Source organism: Synechococcus sp. H55.10, assembly GCF_047502715.1.
Lineage (GTDB): Bacteria > Cyanobacteriota > Cyanobacteriia > Thermostichales > Thermostichaceae > Thermostichus.
The window spans coordinates 100579-116889 of the sequence record NZ_JANSJJ010000040.1 but is presented as its reverse complement, the minus strand read 5'-3'; the positions used below and the strand labels follow the sequence as shown (position 1 = coordinate 116889).

13 protein-coding genes are annotated in these 16311 nt (G+C 61.0%); 7 read left to right on the top strand and 6 right to left on the bottom strand.

What is annotated here, in order from left to right:
- The first annotated feature begins 71 nt into the window (after positions 1-71).
- From NW858_RS03775 to NW858_RS03765, 3 genes are all read left to right on the top strand, one after another.
- Positions 72-1781, top strand: coding sequence for a SpoIID/LytB domain-containing protein (locus NW858_RS03775; protein WP_414333829.1), 1710 nt, complete (start codon positions 72-74; stop codon positions 1779-1781).
- A 21-nt stretch (positions 1782-1802) separates the two neighbouring features.
- A complete protein-coding gene (gene era, locus NW858_RS03770) occupies positions 1803-2813 on the top strand; it encodes a GTPase Era (RefSeq protein ID WP_414368677.1) in 1011 nt (336 codons plus the stop codon).
- A 204-nt stretch (positions 2814-3017) separates the two neighbouring features.
- Positions 3018-3620: a glutathione S-transferase family protein gene (locus NW858_RS03765; RefSeq protein ID WP_414519849.1), complete on the top strand. Its 603-nt coding sequence runs from the start codon at positions 3018-3020 to the stop codon at positions 3618-3620.
- Between the two features lie 212 nt (positions 3621-3832).
- Here NW858_RS03765 and smpB read toward each other — a convergent pair whose 3' ends face one another.
- A complete protein-coding gene (smpB, locus tag NW858_RS03760; protein ID WP_414333835.1) occupies positions 3833-4297 on the bottom strand; it encodes an SsrA-binding protein SmpB in 465 nt (154 codons plus the stop codon).
- A gap of 35 nt (positions 4298-4332) precedes the next feature.
- Positions 4333-5709, bottom strand: coding sequence for a ribosome biogenesis GTPase Der (gene der, locus NW858_RS03755; RefSeq protein ID WP_414519847.1), 1377 nt, complete (start codon positions 5707-5709; stop codon positions 4333-4335).
- Positions 5710-5872: 163 nt separating this feature from the next.
- Here der and NW858_RS03750 point away from each other — a divergent pair, with 163 nt between their 5' ends.
- Positions 5873-7069: an aspartate aminotransferase gene (locus NW858_RS03750; protein ID WP_414519845.1), complete on the top strand. Its 1197-nt coding sequence runs from the start codon at positions 5873-5875 to the stop codon at positions 7067-7069.
- Positions 7070-7178: 109 nt separating this feature from the next.
- Here NW858_RS03750 and NW858_RS03745 read toward each other — a convergent pair whose 3' ends face one another.
- Both NW858_RS03745 and NW858_RS03740 read right to left on the bottom strand, forming a co-directional pair.
- Positions 7179-8387: a Coenzyme F420 hydrogenase/dehydrogenase, beta subunit C-terminal domain gene (locus NW858_RS03745; protein ID WP_414347951.1), complete on the bottom strand. Its 1209-nt coding sequence runs from the start codon at positions 8385-8387 to the stop codon at positions 7179-7181.
- Between the two features lie 189 nt (positions 8388-8576).
- A complete protein-coding gene (locus NW858_RS03740) occupies positions 8577-9209 on the bottom strand; it encodes a response regulator transcription factor (RefSeq protein ID WP_414337924.1) in 633 nt (210 codons plus the stop codon).
- Positions 9210-9724: 515 nt separating this feature from the next.
- Here NW858_RS03740 and NW858_RS03735 point away from each other — a divergent pair.
- The gene (locus tag NW858_RS03735) at positions 9725-11776 is read left to right on the top strand and encodes a ribonuclease catalytic domain-containing protein (protein WP_414519842.1); all 2052 of its coding nucleotides are present in this window, start codon (positions 9725-9727) and stop codon (positions 11774-11776) included.
- 92 nt (positions 11777-11868) lie between these two features.
- Complete coding sequence (locus NW858_RS03730) at positions 11869-12882, top strand: phosphate ABC transporter substrate-binding protein (protein ID WP_414333846.1); 1014 nt, start codon at positions 11869-11871, stop codon at positions 12880-12882.
- Positions 12883-12978: 96 nt separating this feature from the next.
- On the opposite strand, the gene NW858_RS03725 is transcribed toward NW858_RS03730, so the two are convergent.
- Entirely contained in the window at positions 12979-13965 is a 987-nt protein-coding gene (locus tag NW858_RS03725) for an ABC transporter permease (protein WP_414519840.1), read from the bottom strand.
- 64 nt (positions 13966-14029) lie between these two features.
- Positions 14030-14836, bottom strand: a complete 807-nt coding sequence (locus NW858_RS03720; protein WP_414333849.1) for an ABC transporter ATP-binding protein — start codon at positions 14834-14836, stop codon at positions 14030-14032.
- 249 nt (positions 14837-15085) lie between these two features.
- Between NW858_RS03720 and argJ the strand changes: the two genes are divergently transcribed.
- Positions 15086-16303: a bifunctional glutamate N-acetyltransferase/amino-acid acetyltransferase ArgJ gene (gene argJ / locus NW858_RS03715; RefSeq protein ID WP_414347946.1), complete on the top strand. Its 1218-nt coding sequence runs from the start codon at positions 15086-15088 to the stop codon at positions 16301-16303.
- Positions 16304-16311 lie beyond the last annotated feature (8 nt).

The following is a 16311-nucleotide window of genomic DNA, read 5'->3' as shown; positions in this document are numbered from 1 at the left end:
TTGCACCGCTGCCGGTAGGCCAGAAAAGATGCGGGTACAATCGACAGGGTGTGTTTTAGGATAAAGCGGCCATGGCCAGTTGTCAGTCTCCTACTGCCCAACCTCGCCGGTTTTTAAGGACTCCGCTCCGCTGGCGCAAACAAAGCACCTTCATTTCCGGCTTGGGCCTGTTGCTGACAGCCTTGGTGCTCCGTGCCGCTGACGCGACCGGGGTGCGCAAAGAGGCCGAGAACCCTGTTTCGCCGGCGCGATTGTCCGCGGCGGCCACCCCCGAAAACCCGATCCTACACGTGGGCATTGTGCAACGCTTTGGCCTTTCTGAGCAAGATCAGGTGGAATTGGCAGCGCCGCTGGGGTCTTTCCTCACCCTGGAATTTGCTCAAGCAGACGGCAGCACCCAGACGCAGCGCCTCCCACAAGTTACTGTTGGGATCGTCAACCGCGCCCTGGCCAGCCCGGAAACCGTGTACCGCCTCATCCTCAGCAGCCACAAAAGCTTCGAGAGCGCCGAGGCCAGCGCCAACTACTGGGAATCTCTGGGCATCCACACCGAGATCGCCCAACCGCAGGAATGGCAGGTGTGGGCCAACCGCGCCTACACCCCCCAACAACTGATCCAGATTCAGCAATATGCCCAGAAAGAAGGGATCCCTCAGGTGCGGCTGGAGGTGCAGGAGCGACGCGAACGGGCAGAGCTGAGCTGGGTGCATGAGCATTTTCGCTACCACCGCACCCGCCTCCGGGTGACCTCCGATGCCGGCTATTTGCGGGTGAACGACCGCTACTATGCCGGATCCATTACCCTTCAGCCCAATGCCTACGGCAGCTATACGGTGGTCAACGCTGTGCCCTTGGAAACCTATTTGCGGGGGGTGGTGCCCCATGAGGTGGGGCCAGGGGCTCCCTTTGCCGCCATGGCTGCCCAGGCGATTTTGGCGCGCACCTACGCCCTCAAGAACCTACACCGCTTTCGGATCGACGATTACCAGCTCTGTGCCAACACCCACTGCCAGGTTTACAAGGGGCTGAGCGGCACCCACCCACGGGCCGACGAAGCCATTCGCCAGACCAGCGGCCTGGTGCTCACCTACAACGGCGAGCTGGTGGATGCCGTTTATTCTTCCACCAACGGCGGCGTATCGGCGGCGTTTGAAGAGGTTTGGGACGGGGAGCCGCGCCCCTATCTGCGTCCGCAGGTGGATATCGCCCACCCGCCCGATAAGCCCTTCGATTTGCGGCAGGAGAACGACTTGCAAGCCTTCCTGGCCCGGCGGGAGGGCTTTAATGAATCGGGGGTGTCGCGCCTCTTCCGCTGGGAGTTCTCCCAATCGCTGGAGGAGCTGAATGCCCAGTTGCGAGCCGGCCAAGACTATCTGGGGATCCCAATGCCCATTTGGAGCAGCATTGCGGGGATGGAGATTCTGGAGCGCTCTGTCAGTGGCCGGGTGCAGGCGCTGCAGTTGGACTTGCAGACGGCGGAAGGGCTCCACTCGATTCTTTTGCGCAAGGATCAGGTGCGCTTGGCTTTTCCCCGCCTCTACAGCACCCTATTTCGGATAGAGCCTCTAAAACAAGGGGAGCGACTGGTAGGCTATCGCTTTATCGGCGGCGGCTTTGGCCATGGGGTGGGCCTGAGCCAGTACGGCTCCTATACCTTGGCGCGGCGGGGGTTGAACGCGGCGCAAATCCTCGCTTTTTATTACCCCGGCACCACCTTGGCCCCGCTGGGATCCCTATCCCTGCAGTTACCTGCCGCCGCAGGGGCCTACTCTGTCCGCTAGAAACAAAGGCTGGGGAAGGCCATGGCTGAAGAAGAGCTACGAGCGCAGAGCCAAGAAACCCCTGCTGGCCCTCAGGGAAAAGCGCCCGCTGAACCGCAGCCCTCTCGCGTCGCCGATGCGCTTCCAGTTGCCCCGCCGGGCTTTAAGTCGGGGTTTGTGGCGCTGATCGGGCGGCCCAATGTGGGCAAGTCCACCCTGCTGAATGCTTTGGTGGGCCAGAAGATCGCCATCACTTCTCCCGTGGCCCAGACCACCCGCAACCGGCTGCAAGGGATCCTCACCTTGCCGCAAGCCCAGATCATCTGGGTGGATACCCCCGGCATCCACAAGCCCCATCATCGCCTGGGGGAGATCTTGGTGCACAACGCCCAGGCCGCCATTGCCGCAGTGGACGTGATCCTCTTCGTGGTGGATGGCTCGGTGCCGGCGGGACGTGGGGACACTTTCATCGCCGAGCGGATCCCTGCTGCTACCCCCTGCATCCTCGTCTGCAACAAAGTGGATCTACTGCCCAAAGAGTCTGCCGCGCGCCAGGCCCACCAAGAGAGCTACCAAGCCCTGCGCCCCGGTGCCCCTGTCATCTGGGTGTCGGCGCTGGATCCCGGCAGTTTGGCGCCCCTCATCCAGGCCACCATCGATCTGCTGCCCACCGGCCCCTACTACTACCCGCCGGATTTGGTGACGGATCAGCCGGAGCGGTTCATTATGGCAGAGCTGATCCGCGAACAGGTGCTGCTGCATACCCGCGAGGAAGTGCCCCATTCGGTGGCCGTGACCATCGACCAGGTGGAAGAAACCCCCACCGTCACCCGCATCTTGGCCACCCTCTACGTGGAGCGGGACTCGCAAAAAGGGATCCTCATCGGCAAAGGCGGGGAAAGGCTCAAGCAGATCGGCCAGGCCGCCCGTCTACAGATTCAAAAGCTGATCCTGGGCAAGGTCTACCTGGAGCTGTTCGTCAAGGTGCGGCCCCACTGGCGGCGCTCCGAGCACCTCCTGCGCGACTTGGGCTATAGGGCTATGCCCCCCTAGCGCCGAAATGTAGACTCTCCTCTGGGAGCAGCGCCGGCGGCAGGGAGCGTCTCGATGGGGCTGGTTTATAGACCACGATGCTGGATTCTGGCCGGAATTCTTGCGTCAGCCTGGATAGCAAAGCCCCTGCAGCTCAACGGAGTCTCTATACGGAGTTTTTATATTGAGCGTTATATTGGGCGTTTTGGGGTGAGGTTAACGACAATGTTGCGACTGTACGGGATCCCAACTTCTGGGAACTGCTACAAAGTAGAGCTGCTGCTCAAGCAGTTGCAGATCCCTTACGAGACGGTTGAAGTCAATTCTAGGGTCGGAGAAAATCGCCGCCCCGAGTACCTGGCCAAGAACCCTCTGGGCCAGATCCCGGCTTTGGAGCTGGAAGACGGCACGGTCTTGGCCGAGTCGGCGGCAATCTTGGTTTACTTAGCAGAAGACACCCCCCTCTACGGCCAAAACAAGTTGGAACGAGCCGAGATCTTGAAATGGCTACTTTTTGAACAGACCCGCATTGCCCGCTACATTGCCACCACCCGCTTCCTGGTGCGGGCTGGACAAGCCGAGGCCCACGCCGACTTGATCGCCCAGAACTTGAAATTCGGCACAGATGCCCTGGAGATCATGGAAGGCCATCTGCAGGGGAAAGCGTTCTTCGTGGGCAACCGCTACACGATTGCAGATCTGGCCCTTTTTACCTACACCCACGTGGCGGAGCAGGGCGGCTTCGACCTCAAGCCTTTCCCTAACATCCGTGCTTGGTGTGAGCGGGTGAAAACCACCGACCGCTTCTTCCCCCTCCCTGGTGCCTAGAACTTGCTGGCGGCGGCTCCTTCCCTCCCCCTGCAGCCGACCGAGTTGGATTTTGCTTCCAAGCCTATCGGAGGATTCCTCACCCCCAGCCTCTCTGCCCAAGGGAGGGGAAAACTGGAAATCGCTGCAACGAAGGGCTCCAGCGGCATTTGGGATCGCCTAGGCTGCACCGCTGGCCACCCCATTGGAAGCTGCCGGAAGCTTGGCGGGCCTTAGCGCCCCTTGAGCTCTCGCTGGATCTCTCGCTGGGTTTGCCGCTCTTTAATGGCCTGCCGCTTGTCGTGGAGCTTCTTGCCGCGGGCCACGCCCAGATGCGCTTTGATCCAGCCGCGGTTGAGCACCAGCTTGAGGGGAACCACGGTCAGGCCCTTTTGCTCCACCAGGCCCCGCAGCCGGTCGATCTCGCGGCGGTGCAGCAGCAGCTTGCGGCGGCGGGTGGGATCGTGGTTGAACACCTTGCTGGCGGTGCCATGGGGGGAGATGTGCAGGTTGTGCAGCCAGGCCTCGCCATCGCGAAAGAGGGCAAAAGCGTCTTGTAAGTTGGCTTTGCCCGCTCGTATCGATTTCACCTCTGTGCCGGTCAGTTGCAGCCCGGCTTCGTAGGTCTCCAAGATTTCGTACTCGAAGCGGGCGCGACGATTCTCCACCAGGGTTTTGACGTTGGGATCCACAGCCATAGGCTTTCAGAATAGAGCTCCGTCCTCCAGAGGGCCTAACGAGAGGCCAGGGATCCCTCTAATTTTTGCACTGCCCGTCCCACGAGGCGCTCGGCTTTGCCGCGCCAACGAAAGCGAATGGGGGTGCCTGTGAAGTCGAGGTTTTGCCGGAAGTGCTTTTCCAAGTAGCGGCGGTAGTTCTCTTTGAAGAGATCGGGATCGTTGACAAACAGGAGAAAGGTGGGAGGTTGCTCCGCCACTTGGGTGCCGTAGTAGATTTTGCCCTGCTTGCCCTGGCGGTTGGCGGGGGGCGATTGCCAGGCGAGGGCATCCTGGAGCACCTCGTTGACCACGGCGGTGGCGATGCGCTTGCGATGGGCGGCCACCACCGTATTCACCTGGGCAAAGATCTTGTGGGTGCGCTGCCCGGTGAGGGCGCTGATGAACAGCAGCGGCGCCCAGTCGATAAAGTAAAGCTTGTCGCGAATCTCGCGGGTGAACTCGTTGAGGGTGTAGGTATCTTTGTTTTCGACGGCATCCCACTTGTTGACGACGACGATACAGGCGCGGCCTTCTTCTTCGATGCGGCCGGCCAACCGCTGATCCTGCTCGGTCACTCCCTCGAGGGCGTCAATGACCAGCAGCACCACGTCCGAGCGCTGGATGGCTTTGAAGGCGCGGTTGATGCTGAAAAACTCCACTCCATATTCCACCCGGTTTTTTTTGCGGATCCCGGCGGTGTCGATGAGACGGTAGGGCTGCCCTTCCCAGGTAACGACGGTATCGATGGCATCGCGGGTGGTGCCGGCAATGGGGCTGACGATGGCCCGCTGGGATCCCACCAAGCGGTTGAGCAGGCTGGACTTGCCCACGTTGGGCCGGCCCACAATGGCCACGGCGATGGGATCCGCTGCTGCTGCAGCTTCGTCTACCTCAGGCAAATGGGGCAGCACCGCCTCCAACAGCTCGGCCACCCCGTTGCCGTGGATGGCGGAACAGGGGATCGGCTCCCCCAGCCCCAACTCCCAAAAAGCCGCCGCCTGGGCCAGGCCCAGTTGCCCCGACTCGCACTTGTTGACGGCCACCACCACCGGCAGGGGTTGTTTGCGCAGCCAATCGGCCACTTCCCGATCGGCGGGGGTCAGTCCCTCACGGCCATCTACCACAAAGATCACAGCGTGCGCCTCCGCCATCGCCGCCATGGCCTGCTGGCGGATGTGGGGCAAGAACTCGCTGTCGTCGCCAAAGACCAGGCCGCCGGTATCCACCACCTGCAGGCGGCGCCCGTTCCACTCCACCTCTTGGTAGAGGCGATCCCGCGTGATGCCCGGCTCATCGTGGACAATGGCCGAACGCACCCCCGCCAGGCGGTTGACGAGGGTGGATTTGCCCACGTTGGGGCGACCCACAACGGCCACAAGGGGTAAAGCCACTGCTCTGCCTTGCCACAAAACCGAACTTAGATTTCTATCCTAGCCTTTGGGATCCGAGATACCCAAGCTCGGCCCTGCTTCGCATTGCTTCAGGTGCGGGTCTGGCGGTAAGCTGTGCAGTTAACCCCAAGTGAGCCAGGTGTCGGCTTGCCTTTCTATTTGTATGAACCGCGCTCTCGTCCCCGCCCAACGCTTGAACAAGCTGCCTGCCTACGTCTTCGCCCGCTTGGATGAGCTGAAGGCCCGCGCCCGCCAGCAGGGGCTAGATTTGATCGATCTGGGCATGGGCAACCCCGATGGCCCCACCCCCCAGCCGGTGGTGGAGGCGGCCCAGGCGGCCATCGCCGATCCCGTCCACCACGGCTACCCACCCTTCGAGGGCACGGCCAGCTTCCGCCAGGCAATTGCTGAGTGGTACTGGCGCCGCTATGGAGTGGAGCTGGATCCCAATGGGGAGGTGCTACCTCTTTTGGGATCCAAAGAGGGCCTGACCCACCTGGCCTTGGCCTACGTGGATCCGGGGGATCTGGTGCTGGTGCCCAGCCCCGCCTACCCGGCCCATTTTCGCGGGCCCATGATTGCCGGCGGGCAGATCTACCCGCTGCTGCTACGCCCCGAGAAGGAGTGGCTAATTGACCTGCAGGAGATCCCGCCGGAGGTGGCCAAGCAGGCGCGGGTGCTCTACTTCAACTACCCCAACAACCCAACGGCGGCGGTGGCGCCCCGCTCTTTTTTTGAAGAAGTGGTGGCCTTTGCCCACCGCTATGAGCTGATTCTGGTGCACGACCTGTGCTACGCGGAGCTGGCCTTTGACGGCTATCGGCCCACCAGCCTGCTGCAGATCCCCGGCGCCAAGGACTTGGCCGTGGAGTTCCACACCCTCTCCAAAACCTACAACATGGCCGGCTGGCGGGTGGGCTTTGTGGTGGGCAACCGCCAGATCATCCAGAGCCTGCGCACCCTGAAAACCAACCTCGACTACGGCATTTTTGGCGCACTGCAAAAGGCGGCCGAGACGGCTTTGGCCCTGCCAGAGAGCTACCTACAGCAGGTGCAGGAGCGCTACCGCCGCCGGCGCGACTATCTCATTAGCCGCCTGGCGGAGCTGGGCTGGCAGATTGAGCCGCCGCGGGCAACGATGTACCTCTGGATCCCGACCCCCCGCGCTGCCGACGGCACTCCCGAGGGATCGACGGAGTTTGCCCTGCGGGTGCTGGAATCTACGGGCGTGGTCGTAACCCCCGGCAACGCCTTTGGGGAAGGGGGGGAAGGCTATGTGCGAATTAGCCTGATTGCCGATTGCGAGCGCTTGGGCCAGGCCATCGACCGCTGGGCGGAAGCCGGGATCCGCTATTGCTGACCCCCGACCCCTCTCCCCAAGGGAGTTGCCCAAGCGCTCCGCGCCGCTAACGCGACCACCCCCAACCCCTCTCCCTTAGGGAGTTGCCCTCACCCCCAACCCCTCTCCCTTAGGGAGAGGGGAGTTGGTACTGCTCTACAATGCGCCGGGCAAAGGGAGGGACATGCTGCTCCAGCTTGTGGGGGTAGTGGCGGCGCAGGTAGAGATAGTTGCGGACAAAGTGGGAATCAATGGAAAAGCGGGCATATTCCAGGCCACGGGGCCCAAAGCGCTGGATTGCTGCCCCCAGGATCCGAGCCAGCCACATGGGCAAGCTCAGGGCTTGCTCGTAGGCTTGGATCCCCTGCTGCACTGCCGCTCGCCGGGATCCCTGCGAGATCACCGCTTGGGTTTCCAGCTCTTCCCAAACCAGATCCAAGAGCTCCCGCCCGCGCCAGTTGCGCACCAGCAGCCACTGCCAGCCAAAGGGGGATCCCATGTAGCCCACCACCAGATCTGCCAGGCCGTTGACGTAGTCGAAACAGGTAAGGCAAGAGGGGGCAAACACGTCCTTGAGTTCTTTGGTCTTAAGGCCAAAAAAAGGCACCTTTTCCACCGAGCCGTCTTCGTGTTTGAAGTGGATGTGGAAGTCCTGCATGAACTCGTAGTGCACCACCGTTTGCGGGGAGCGGCTGGTGGTTTCCAAAAACTTCTGCAGGCCGGCGCGGCTGACATTGTCCACACAGGGCGTGCCCAGCACGTAGAGCCTCTCTAGGCCCAACTTTTTCTCCACCGCCCGCAAAGCCTGGATCTGACAGCCCACCCCGATAACCAAGAGGCGCTTGAGACCACTTTGCTCCACCTGCTCCAGCACGGAGAGATTGGGGGATAGGGTTGGCTTGTTAACCCGCGCCGCCAAAACCGCCTCCGGAGTACGCGCCAAGACAGGCCGCGGCTGAAAGCGATCCTGGGGATCCGCCTGCACGCACACCACCCCTTCTACTAGGCCGCTGCTGAGGGCCTTCATGCCGATGCTGCTGACAATGCCCGTCCACTGGGCACCGGGGATTGGATCCCGCCTGCGGGCCGTGTACATTGCCTCGTAGACGCCGAAGTAGTCGCTGTCGCTGACGGCAGCCGACTCTGAGCGCAGCGACTCTCGGGATCGCCCGTGGGTTTGCTCTTCCAGGTGGGTAAACTGCTGGTTTAAGAAGGCACAGGCTTCTTTGACGTAGGCAACATAGCGGGTATCGCAGAGGCCGCACTGGCTGCACAGCTCTTTGGCCGGGTAGTGGCCGGAGCGGATGGGCCGGGCCGGACGCGGTAAACGGGATCCCATGGGTTCTAGACCGTAGTGGACAGAGGCACCCTGACCGGTTACCTCACTTTCTTCAGTTTGCTGCCAAAACGACGGACAAGGGCAGAAAAGTTGAGGGATCCCCCATCCTCCTGGCCACCTTCACCGCCGCCCAGTGAGGCCCACAGCTCGACCACCCCACTGGACAGCAGAAGTTCTCTCGGCGGCCCCTCAGCCCCTGCCCAAACCACTTTCGAGGGCCCAGCGGGCCAGCTCGGTGCGGTTGTGCAAGCCAGTTTTGCTCAGCATGTTGCTGACGTGGCTTTCGACGGTGCGCTGGCTCACCCCCATCACCTCGGCAATCTCGCGGTTGGACATCCCCCTGGCCACATGCTGGAGCACCTTGGTTTCCGTCGGGGTCAGCTCAATTTCCCGCTCCAGCTTGATGACCGGCTGAATGCCGACACTTTGCATTTGCAACAGGCGCTCCGTGTGCTTGAGAACCGACTCCACCTGGGCCACCAGCTCTTCCGCTTCAAAGGGCTTGACCAGGTAAACATCTGCCCCCGTATTGAGCCCGCGCACCCGATCCGCCGTTTGCCCGCGCGCCGACAAAAAAATCACCGGGATCCAGTCCGTCGCGCTGTTGGAGCGAATGGTCTGGACGAACGTGTAGCCATCCATCTCCGGCATCATCACATCGCAGATGATCAAATCCGGCGTGAAATGGCGCATCGCCTCTAACCCTTCTTGACCGTTGCTCGCCGCCACCACCTCGTAACCGCGAAACTCCAGGTAGTCCTTTACCAGCAGGATCAGGTTGGGATCGTCATCGACAAGCAACAGTCGCTTTGGGTTGTCCACGGCTGACCTTTTGAGCGCTAGAAGAGGGAAAAAGCAGGGATCTGCTTCCCTAACCTTTGTCTAGGGAAAACAAACCACGATGGGTGCCTTCCTATGGCACACCCCTAGCTTAACTAAGTAGCAGCCTGGGGTAACTGTATCCTACCCTCAGAGCTCAGAATACCATATGGAAGTGGAAACTGCATGCTTGAGAAATGCTGGCAACAGTATCTCTACGCAATTTGGGGATCTCAATTGGTAACTTGATCCCAGAAACTTGTCAGAACTTGCCCCTCCCTTGGAATCGCAGTGTGGAATACGTAACCACAATCTACCGGAAGGCCTGTATCCCATAGGTGTCTCATGTATACATAGTACCGTATACCCATATTCTCTTTAAGTATTGATGTGCAAAGATTGCCAGTTCTCGTGTCTGCATGTCTTCTGGCCGGGGTTTCCGCGTGGGCAGGCGGGCAGAGCTGGTGGAAAATGGAGGAGAGCCTGCACTTCAACGACAGCCGACATGGGGAGAGAGGGTGGAAAAGGGCACGCTGGTGGAGTTTCGCCACAATAACGACCGTGTGTTGGCCGTGGTTCAGGGCACCGAGGGCAAAAAGAACCTACTGCTGGGCGTGGCTTCGGGGCAGGTGCACAGCGTTCACCCTCGCCAAATTACCTTTGCCTTGAATGGGGGATCCAGTTTCACGGCTTCCGACATTCCCGGCTTTTGGCAGGCGGTGCAGGCGAAGTTGGATCCCGAAAGCTTAGCTTTGGCCTGGGAATTGGTTCAGGAGGAGCGCCGGCTCCTGAGCCTGTCGGAGATGGCCCAGTTGTTGTTTTCCGACGATTCCCCGGTCTCTACTTATGCTGCTTACCGCCTTTTGAGTGAGGATTTCATCTACTTTAAGGCAAAGGGGGAAGGCTACGAGCCGCGTACCCCGGCGCAGGTGAAGGAAATCCGCCATCAAATTGCCGTTACCCAGCAGCGGCAGCAGGAACAGGCCGAGTTTGAGGCCCGCCTGAGGGCAGCGGTGGCCCAGCCTGGGCAAAAGTACACTTGGACCCCAGCGGAGCGAGCCCGTCTGGAGCTGCTGGAGCGCCTAGCTCTGCAGGGAGCGGCGGCCAGCATTCGCAGCCACGAGGATCTCTCCCACAACCTCACCCCCTCGGATCGGGAACGGGCCTCGCAACTGCTGCAACTGACGGGATTTCCCGACACTCCCCAAGGAGCCTTTGACGCCCTGGTGGCCCTGGGCCTGTGGAGCCGCCACGAGAACCTGGCTCTGCGCCTCACCGGGATCCCCACCCAATTTCCCAAGGAGGTGGAGCGCTACACCCAAACTTTGCTGGGCGGCCCTCCTCCCTTCCTGGATCCCCATCTGCGCCGCGATCTCACCCATCTCCACACCTACACCATCGACGACGCCAGCACCCGCGATATCGACGATGCCCTCAGCGTCGAGTTTTGGTCGGATGAGGAGATCAAGCTCTGGATCCACATTGCCGATCCCAGTTGCTGGGTACAGTGGGGGGATCCTTTGGATCTGGAGGCCCGCCGGCGGGGCACCAGCGTCTATTTGCCCGAGCGGGTGATCCCGATGTTTCCACCGGAGCTGTCCACCGGCCTGATGAGCTTGGTGCAGGGGGAGGTGCGGCCTGCCCTCAGCTTCGGCATCCGGCTGGGATGCGACGGTGTCGTGCGCAACTACGAGATCTGCCTTAGCCAAATCAAGGTCAACTACCGCCTCACCTATGACGATGCCGACGAGATGCTGGAGTTGGGGGCAGAGGCACAACTGACGGCCATTGCCCGGGCCGCTCGCTGGCGCTACGCCTGGCGCCTGGCTCAAGGGGCCATCCAGATCGGCCTGCCGGAGCAAGATATCAAGGTCATGGACGAGATCCCCCACCTGCGTGTTATTGAGGATACGCCGGCGCGGCAGATGGTGGCGGAGATGATGGTGCTGGCCGGTGAGGTGGCTGCTCGCTTTGCTTGCCAAAACGGGATCCCGGTGCCCTATCGCCTGCAGCCGGCCCCTGAGCTCCCCCCGCCGGAGGTTTTGGATCTGTATCCCCAGGGGCCGGTGAGATCTTTTGCCATCATGCGCTGTCTATCGCGGGCAGAGGTGGCTACCCAACCGGGGCGACATACGGGGCTGGGTCTCGATGCCTACTGTCAAGTAACTTCCCCCATTCGCCGCTACCTGGATCTGGTGGCCCACTACCAGATCAAGGCTTTCTTGCGCGGGGATCCCTTGCCCTTGACCGAAGCCGAGGTGCAGCAGTTGTTGCTGGCCATTGAGCCGGGCACTGCAGAAGCGGTTCAAGTGGAGCGCAAGTCCAAGCGCTACTGGAGCATTGAGTACCTGCGCCAGCGACCGGGGCAGATTTGGCGGGCCTTGGTCTTGGGCTATCTGCGCGAGCAAGAAAACCTGGTGCTGGCCCTGCTGGATGAGATCGCTTTTCGGGTGCCGGTACGCCTAGAACGCCAGGTTCCTCTAGCAGCTTGGATTGAACTGGAAGTCGTGCAGGCGGATCCCCGCGCGGATGTGATCGAGCTGCGCGAGGTGGGACGGGATGCCCCTTAACCTGACGCTTACCCAATCTCCCCAGGCAATTGATACAACGGAGGGGGAAGGTCTCATAATGTCTGGACTGCGAATTTCTCTGGGGGGATCCCATGACCGCACAAAGCTCTGGCCCGCCTCCGATTGTTTACATTCTTTTGCTGGCGATACTGGGGGGAGGCGGCTGGTATGCCTATCGCTCCGGCCTGCTTGACTCTTTCCTGAATCGAGGGAACGTGCCTTCTGTCCCCAGCCAGATTCCGGCTGCCCAGCCACAGGCACCGACGGCACCCAACCTTCCCCAGGCGCAAGCCCCCAATCTGCCTGCCGGCCCGGTTAAGCTGGACACTTCCCTGCCCAACCCGGCGGTGCTGCAGATGGATGGCAGCGTCACCATGGTTCGCCTTGTCTTGGCCTTGAAGTCAGGCTACAGCCAGCGCAACCCCGGCATTCCCCTCACCTACGGGATCCCGGATGGCAAACCCAACGGCTCCAATGCCGGCCTCAAGGCCCTGATGGAAGGGCGCATCCAGATGGCCGCCAGCTCCCGCCCCCTCAATGCCAGCGAAGTGCAGGCCGGTTTGCAGGCGATCCCGGTGGCCAAAGATGCCCTGGCGGTGGCGGTGGGGGTGAACAACCCCTACAAAGGCGGCCTGACGCTGCAGCAATTGGCCGATATCTTCCAGGGTCGGATCACCAACTGGAGTCAGGTGGGCGGCCCGGATCGCCCAATTCGCGTTCTCAACCGCGCCCCCCAGAGCGGCACCTACACTGTCTTCCAAGAGCTGGTGTTGCTGGGGCTGCCCTTTGCTCCCGACAACCCGCCCTACTTCACCACCGCCACCGAAGATGTCACCACCCCTCTCCTGCGGGCTTTGGGAGAAGACGGCATCACCTACAGCACCGTGGATCAGGTGCAGAACCAGCAAACGGTGAGGATGGTGCCCATCGACGGCCAGATGCCCACCCGCGAGGCTATCCAAAGTGGCCGCTATCCTCTGGCCCGCAACGTGTTTTTGGTGGCACCTCAGAGAACCAGCCCTGCGGTGGCCGATTTCATCAACTATGCCCTCTCGGATCAAGGCCAACAAATCATTGGCCGCACCGAGTTCATCCCCCTTCGATAGCAACCCACAGCGGCAGCGGCGCGGAGCCGGTTGCGATGGCAGGAGTCACTATTGGCAAAGCCTGCACTCTAGGCGCCAGCAGGAGTATGTCACAGTTCAATTCTCTCGGCGCATGGCGCTCTCGTGCCACTTGCCCAATACCCTCTCCGATAAGGCGCCTAGGGAAATGAAGATCAGGATCCCCAAGCCGGTAACCAAGATCAAGGCTGCAAACATGCGCGGCACCTGCAGGTTGAAGCTGGAGATCAAGATCTGGTAGGCGATCCCAGCTCGCTGCCCACCGGTACCAGCCACGAACTCCGCCACCACCGCCCCAATCAAAGAAAGGCCGCCGCTGATGCGCAGGCCCCCCATGAAATAGGGCATGGCGCTGGGCAGCCGCAGGTAGATCAAGGTTTGCCAACGATTGGCCTTGTACAGTTGAAACAGGTTGAGCAGGTTGTGATCGGCGCTGTTCAACCCCAGAGTGGTGTTGGAAAGAATCGGGAAAAAAGCCACAATCCACGCGCAGACCACCATCGCGGCAAAGGTGTTGTTGCGCAGCCAAATGATGATCAGCGGCGCGATGGAGACAATGGGCGTTGTTTGCAAAAGCACCGCATAGGGGAAAAAGCTGCGCTCGATCCACTTGCTCTGGGTGAACACAATCGCCAGCACAAGCCCGGATACGGTGGCGGCCAAAAAGGCCACCACCGTGATCTGCAGAGTAATCAACAGAGAAGGAAAAAGCGTTCCCCAGTCGCGGATAAGGGTTTGCGCCACCAAAATCGGCCCCGGCAAGAGATAGTGGGGCATTCCTGTCACCCGCACCGCCACTTCCCAGCCCACCAAAAAGAGGATCCCGACAATAACGGGGGCCATCACCTCCAGATTGAACCAGCGGCCCAGATCCAACCCCTTTGCCGGCGCAGCACTCGGCCCAGCAGCGGCAGCCGTGGGTTGGAACCTGAGTTGTTCTCTAACCGCTCCGGTCAGCCTGGGCGGAGCCCAATCCGGCCAAGGCAGAGACAAGCGCTCCGCCGCGCCAAGGGATCCCAGCCGGCGATACAGCCAACTGAAAAGGGAGAGGAAAGCATCGAACATATCCTGAGGTTGATGAGGAAGGGGGCTCTACACAACAGGGAACACCGTCAAGGAAGGGATCCCGTCAGCGCGAACGTCCGGCCGAGAGGGGACGCAGATAAGGCTCCTGAGCCGCGCCATACATGGCTTCCTGGAGACGAGCCGACACTTCACGGCAGTAGTCGTTGTAAAGGGTTGAGGTGCGAAACTCTTCCGAGCGGGGATAGGGGGCATCGATGGGAATATCGGCTACCACCCGGCCCGGACGAGCCGCCATCACCACCACGCGGTTGGAAAGATAGACAGCCTCATAGATGTTGTGAGTAACAAAGATGACCGTCCAGTGCTTTTCTTGCCACAACTCCAGCAGCTCGCTGTTTAGCTTGCTGCGGGTGATCTCGTCCAAAGCACCAAAAGGCTCGTCCATCAGCAACACCTGCGGCTTGGTTACCAAGGCGCGAGCAATGGAAACCCGCATGCGCATACCGCCGGACAGCTCGCGGGGAAAATGGCGCTCAAACCCCCGTAGGCCCACCAGTTCTAGAGCTTCCAGAACATCTCGATCGGCTTTTGGCTTGGGCTCACCGGCCAACTTCAGGGGCAGGCGCACGTTGTCCATCACCGTTGCCCAGGGCATGAGGGCCGGCTCCTGAAACACAAAGGCCAATTTGGGCTCTCCTTGGGAGGTGTTTTGCCCCCATTCGATAGAGCCGGTGGTTAGGTCACCCAGCCCTGCGATCAGCCGCAGCACCGTGCTTTTCCCACAGCCAGATGGCCCCACCAAGCTGACAAACTGCTCCTCTTGGATGGTCATGTTCATGTCTTGCAAAGCCACCGTGCCATTGGCATAGGCCTTGCTGACATGGCTAAGGGTAATGACAGGGGCAGGCATGGCTTGCAGTTCCTAGGGGAGGGGACAAGAGGGTACCTTGCAAATCCAGCAAAGAGGAGAGAAGGTTACACAGGCACACCCCATACTTTAAAAATAACCCTCTCTGCCGCCTCTGCTTGGTTAGTAGAACTACAACTTTTGCCCTCAGGACGGGTTTTCAGAAGGTTTCTCAGGCAAAACTTGCCCTGAACCCAAACCCGAGCCGCAAGCCGCTATGATATTGCCGACCCTCACCTGGCCGAGGAACGCATGGGATCCCAATTTAAACCGGTTGAAGGTGCCGTCACTGCCCCACAAGGGTTTCGAGCTGCTGGAGTGGCCGCTGGCCTCAAGCCCTCAGGAGCTGCGGATCTGGCCTTGATCGTTGCTGACTGCGAGGCGGTGGGGGCGGGTGTTTTTACCACCAACCAGGTCAAGGCCGCTTGTGTTACCTACAACCAAGGGATCCTCGCCCAAGGGCAGCCGGTGCAGGCTATTCTCTGCAATGCCGGCCAAGCCAACGCCTGTACCGGAGAAGAAGGGGAACGCAACAACGCCCAACTGGCCCTCTGGGTGGGAGAACGGTTGGGGATCCCGGCCCAACAGGTGCTCACGGCCTCGACGGGGGTGATCGGGCGGCAATTGGAAATGGCCAAAATTGAGGCAGCCCTGCCCCGCCTGATCGACAGCCTCTCGCCAGCAGGAGGGGAGAGTGCTGCCCGTGCCATCCTCACCACCGACCTGGTGACCAAAAGCGTTGCCCTAGAGGCTGAGATCGACGGGTACACCGTCCGGCTGGGGGGCATTGCCAAGGGATCCGGCATGATCCATCCCAACTTGGCCACGATGCTGGCTTTCTTGACCTGCGACGCGGCTGTAGATCCCCATCTGTGGCAGCAGATCCTCCAGCAAGCTGCCGACCTCAGCTTTAACCAAATCACCGTGGATGGGGATACCAGCACCAACGATATGCTCCTGGCCCTGGCCAATGGCCGGAGCGGGATCCCGGCTATTCAAGCCGGCACAGCAGCCGCCCAAACTTTGGCGGAGATGGTCAACCAAGTTTGCGTCCATCTGGCCAAGGCCATTGCCCGCGACGGGGAGGGGGCGACCAAGCTGCTGGAAATCCGCGTCCAAGGCGCCCCCGACGACAGGTCGGCTCGGCAGATGGCCCGTGTGATCGCCAGCTCTCCCTTGGTAAAGGCGGCAGCCTTTGGCAACGACCCCAACTGGGGACGGGTGGCCGCCGCCGCCGGTCGGGCCGGGATCCCTTTTGACAGCCGCTGCTTGGAGATTCGCTTGGGAGATTTTCTGCTTATGCAGGCGGGCATGCCCCTGAATTTTGATCGCCAGGCGGCTTCTGAGTACTTGAAGGGGGATCCGGTAACCTTCACGGTGGATCTCCACCAGGGATCCGGCCAGGGCATGGCCTGGGGCTGCGATCTCAGCTACGATTACGTGCGCATCAACGCCGAATACACCACCTAAAGGAGGGA

Coding starts and splice junctions, on each gene's coding strand:
- NW858_RS03720 (WP_414333849.1), bottom strand. CDS start 14,836: ATGCCTGCCCCTGTCATTACCCTTAGCCATGTCAGCAAGGCCTATGCC.
- smpB (WP_414333835.1), bottom strand. CDS start 4,297: ATGGCTGTGGATCCCAACGTCAAAACCCTGGTGGAGAATCGTCGCGCC.
- NW858_RS03750 (WP_414519845.1), top strand. CDS start 5,873: ATGAACCGCGCTCTCGTCCCCGCCCAACGCTTGAACAAGCTGCCTGCC.
- NW858_RS03725 (WP_414519840.1), bottom strand. CDS start 13,965: ATGTTCGATGCTTTCCTCTCCCTTTTCAGTTGGCTGTATCGCCGGCTG.
- NW858_RS03745 (WP_414347951.1), bottom strand. CDS start 8,387: ATGGGATCCCGTTTACCGCGTCCGGCCCGGCCCATCCGCTCCGGCCAC.
- NW858_RS03730 (WP_414333846.1), top strand. CDS start 11,869: ATGACCGCACAAAGCTCTGGCCCGCCTCCGATTGTTTACATTCTTTTG.
- NW858_RS03765 (WP_414519849.1), top strand. CDS start 3,018: ATGTTGCGACTGTACGGGATCCCAACTTCTGGGAACTGCTACAAAGTA.
- era (WP_414368677.1), top strand. CDS start 1,803: ATGGCTGAAGAAGAGCTACGAGCGCAGAGCCAAGAAACCCCTGCTGGC.
- argJ (WP_414347946.1), top strand. CDS start 15,086: ATGGGATCCCAATTTAAACCGGTTGAAGGTGCCGTCACTGCCCCACAA.
- NW858_RS03775 (WP_414333829.1), top strand. CDS start 72: ATGGCCAGTTGTCAGTCTCCTACTGCCCAACCTCGCCGGTTTTTAAGG.